The sequence below is a fragment of the Oleiphilus sp. HI0086 genome, assembly GCF_001635225.1.
The window spans coordinates 1-2210 of record NZ_LWFZ01000968.1; the positions used below are offsets into that span (position 1 = coordinate 1).

Annotated in this window: 2 protein-coding genes; one reads left to right on the forward strand and one right to left on the reverse strand. The window is 43.4% G+C overall.

Going from position 1 to position 2210, the window contains the following annotated elements; all coding sequences use genetic code 11:
* Window positions 1–258: 258 nt before the first annotated feature.
* Window positions 259–897, reverse strand: coding sequence for an HPP family protein (locus tag A3756_RS17360; protein ID WP_068554077.1), 639 nt, complete (start codon window positions 895–897; stop codon window positions 259–261).
* Window positions 898–1153: 256 nt separating this feature from the next.
* Here A3756_RS17360 and nhaR point away from each other — a divergent pair, with 256 nt between their 5' ends.
* Window positions 1154–2068: a transcriptional activator NhaR gene (nhaR, locus tag A3756_RS17365; protein WP_068554078.1), complete on the forward strand. Its 915-nt coding sequence runs from the start codon at window positions 1154–1156 to the stop codon at window positions 2066–2068.
* Window positions 2069–2210: the final 142 nt, after the last annotated feature.

The window sequence follows — 2210 nt, forward strand, 5'->3', positions numbered from 1 at the left end:
TTAACGAACATAAAGTTATGCTAAGAGTATTGCAGAATATAAAAAAACCCCGCAATGCGGGGTGTCTCGAAAGTTCGCTCGAGCAAGGGAGTTAGAATGGTTTGTATTCGATAGCTTCATACAGCTACTTAATATAGCCTCAGTTTCTCAATGAACATTCCCTTAAAAAAGCAGTTTAATTCGTTCATTTAATAAGGAATTTTCTGACACAGATAAATCTTCGCCTAGATCTCTTTGGGGGCTTAAGTCTCTTTCGCGCTAACACCACATTGAAAGAGGAGGGTTGGCAGTCACACACCTTAAAATATCAGTGCGGGAGACAATCCCCACTAAACGATGCTCAGCATCCACAATAGGGATTGCATCCAAGCTATACATGACTAAGGCCTTGGCCACTCTACGAACATCTGTCACAGGATCCGCTGAAACAACAGATTTCCCCCTTGTTTGGATAACACTCGATAATGAAGTGTCCCGCCCCATTTGAACCGACGATTGAGACAAGAGCTTAGCGTATATTTGTTGGCGAGAGATTACTGAAACTAGCTGCCCTTTATTATCCAGAACAGGAACTACCTGATAATGCACCTGTTCGAATAACTCAAGTACGTATCCCCATGTATCGCTTAGCTGAACACTAACGACCGGTTGGCTCATAACTTGGTAAGCATGATAAACAGCTTCTTGCTGTGAGTTTTTCTTAAGCAAATTCTGATATTCAGAAATCGCTTTGACGGGCACATCATAGGAACTTCTGGCTTGCTCATTCTCTTCAAGCTCTACTTCTGTATAATTTAAACTCGGTATTGTCGAGGTATTGGCGGGTTTCTCAACCTTCCTAAGCTTTTCCAACGGCCCAGCGAAGGCCCGTCCACTCGGTGAATATACATAGAACATAGCAAAATCCCCCAATACAATTTATACGACTTAGATCATCCCGCCTTTCTGGGATCGATAAAAGTAGCTTTTTACTTACTAAACGGTCGCTTTTTTCGATCATAAGGAAAGCTTCTACAATACTGAAAATAAACATTAAGCTGACACTAAACAAACCATCATCGAAAAAACCGATCTAAAATCACATTATCTTCGTATATAACTTGCAATATTGATGAATTACGATTGTCAGTCAATACACCTTAGGGGGCTTAGCATGAGACATATCAATTACAACCACCTGCTATATTTTTGGACCGTCGCTCGAGAAGGCTCCGTCGCAAAAGCAGCTGAGTCTCTTCATTTAACGCCTCAAACAATCAGCGGTCAGCTGAAAATGCTTGAAGAAACTATCGGTGAGCCTCTGTTTCAAAGAGTGGGTCGCGGCCTAGTTATCACCGAGATGGGGCGCATGGTTGAGCAATACGCCGATGAAATATTCAGCCTGGGCGCTGAGCTTACTCAACGAGTCAAAAGCAAGCAGCCCGGAGCACCAATTACTTTCAATGTTGGAATCGTAAACTCCATTCCCAAACTCATCGCTTATAAACTTCTCGAAGCAGCTATGAAACTAGATGATCCGGTAAAAATCGTCTGTATGGAGAGCGACCTAGATAGCTTGCTTGGAGATTTAGCCGTTCACAAACTTGATTTGGTGCTATCTGATCGCAGTATTCCTACCGGGCTCAATGTTAAAGCCTTTAGCCATGAGCTAGGTTCTAGTAGCTTATCTTTCTTTGGCACAGACGAATTGCGGCACCAACATTCAGGAGAGTTCCCTGAATTGCTAAATGAGGCACCCGTTCTTCTCCCTCTGAATGATCATGCTTTACGTAGAAGCTTGGATGATTGGTTTGATCAGGTAGACATATCACCAAATGTCATCGCAGAGTTTGACGATAGTGCATTGCTAAAAGCATTTGGCGAAGGCGGTGCAGGTTTTTTTCCTGCGCCATCAGCCATGGCAAGCCAAGTTGAGCGCATGTATAACGTTAAGTCGATTGGTGAGATAAACAATGTTAGCGAACACTTCTTTGTTATTTCACCAGAGCGAAAATTGAAACATCCGGCTGTCGTTGCAATTACCGATGCAGCACGACGAAGCTTTTCATCTATTAGCCAAGCATCTTAGCTGCCGCTTCATCTGAAATTCCGCGCATGCGGCGCAGCATATAACGTTTTGCTTTGGCAAAGCTCTGTTCAATCGCGACACCACAATTTTCGCTCTCTACCGCTAGCTGTAAGTGCTCCCCTACACATGGGTGAATATTCAG

Bases quoted from the DNA above. Each gene is read 5' to 3' on its own strand.
- A3756_RS17360 (WP_068554077.1), bottom strand. From the start codon at position 897: ATGTTCTATGTATATTCACCGAGTGGACGGGCCTTCGCTGGGCCGTTG.
- nhaR (WP_068554078.1), top strand. From the start codon at position 1,154: ATGAGACATATCAATTACAACCACCTGCTATATTTTTGGACCGTCGCT.